This window comes from Micromonospora orduensis, from assembly GCF_006228125.1.
GTDB classification, from domain to species: Bacteria; Actinomycetota; Actinomycetes; order Mycobacteriales; family Micromonosporaceae; genus Micromonospora; species Micromonospora orduensis.
In genome coordinates, this window is the sequence record NZ_VDFY01000010.1 from 1 (window position 1) to 1,254 (window position 1,254).

1 protein-coding gene is annotated in these 1,254 nt (G+C 66.0%); it reads right to left on the bottom strand.

Features of this window, described 5'->3' with window-relative positions; translation table 11 throughout:
- Window positions 1–41: 41 nt before the first annotated feature.
- Window positions 42–1,186, bottom strand: a protein-coding gene (locus FHG89_RS00055; RefSeq protein ID WP_124770501.1) for an IS3 family transposase whose coding sequence is annotated in 2 segments (ribosomal slippage) — window positions 42–913 and window positions 913–1,186 — 1,146 coding nt in all. Because the reading frame shifts where the segments join, the coding sequence is not laid out codon by codon here.
- Window positions 1,187–1,254: the final 68 nt, after the last annotated feature.

Genomic DNA, 1,254 nt, shown 5'->3' on the forward strand with positions numbered 1-1,254 from the left:
GGGACTGCCCCGGGTTCGGTTGACTCGCGGGTTTGAGTGGTTCAGGCCGCGTGTACGGGCTGGTTGATTGTCTCAAACTCGATCGGGGTGAGCCGTCCGAGGCGTTGTTGCCGTCGCCGGCGGTGGTAGGTCCGCTCGATCCAGGTCACCATCGCCAGGCGCAACTCGTGGCGGGTGGTCCAGCGTTGCCGGTCCAGGACGTTGCGTTGCAGCAGGGCGAAGAACGACTCCATCGCGGCGTTGTCGCCGCAGGCGCCGACTCGGCCCATCGAGCCGACCAATCCGTTGCGGTGCAACGCTTTCACGAATTTCCTGGACCGGAATTGACTGCCCCTGTCCGAGTGGACCACGGTGTCGGCCGGGTGCCGGAGCCGGACCGCGTTCGACAGCGCCGCGACGGCCAGGGAGGCTTTCATTCGGGTGTCGATGGAGTAGCCGACGATCCGACCGGAGTACACGTCCTTGATCGCGCACAGGTAGAGCTTGCCCTCGGCGGTGGGGTGTTCGGTGATGTCGGTCAGCCATAGCCGGTTCGGGGCGTCGGCGGTGAAGCGGCGTTGCACCAGGTCGTCGTGCACCGGGGGTCCGGCCCGCCTGGTCAGGCCCTTGCGTTTGGCGAACACCGACCAGATGCGCTGCTGTGAGCACAACCGGGCGACCCGGTTCGGGCCGGCGATGATGCCGTGGGCGGGTAGTTCGTCGGCGATGAACCGGTAGCCGAACGCCGGATCATCATGGTGGATGTCGAGGGCGGCGTTGATCAGATACGCGTCGTCGAGGTCCCGCCGGGTGACCGGGTTGTTCTTCCACGCGTAGTAGGCCTGCTTGCTGAACCCCAACACCCGGCAGGTCACCGCGACGGGGATCCCGTCCGCGGCCAGGTCACCGACCAGCGGGTACGTCATTTTGGGGAGATCTCCTTGGCGAAGTACGCCGCGGCCCGCCGCAGGATCTCGTTCTCCTGCTCCAAGATCTTGTTGCGTCTGCGCAGCTCCCGCAGCTCCGCCGACTCGGAACTCGTAGTTCCAGGGCGGACGCCGTCCTCGACGTCAGCGAGCTTCAGCCAGCGGTGCAAACAAGCCTCGGAGATCCCGAAGTCCTTCGCGATCTGGGCGATCGGGGCTTCGCCCTTACGGGCGACCGCGACGACGTCGCGGCGGAACTCCAGGGGGAACGCTTTCGGCATGACAGACATCCTTCCAGCGAGGAACAGATCCTCACAGGTCAGGAGTCAACCGAACCGGGTGCAGTCCC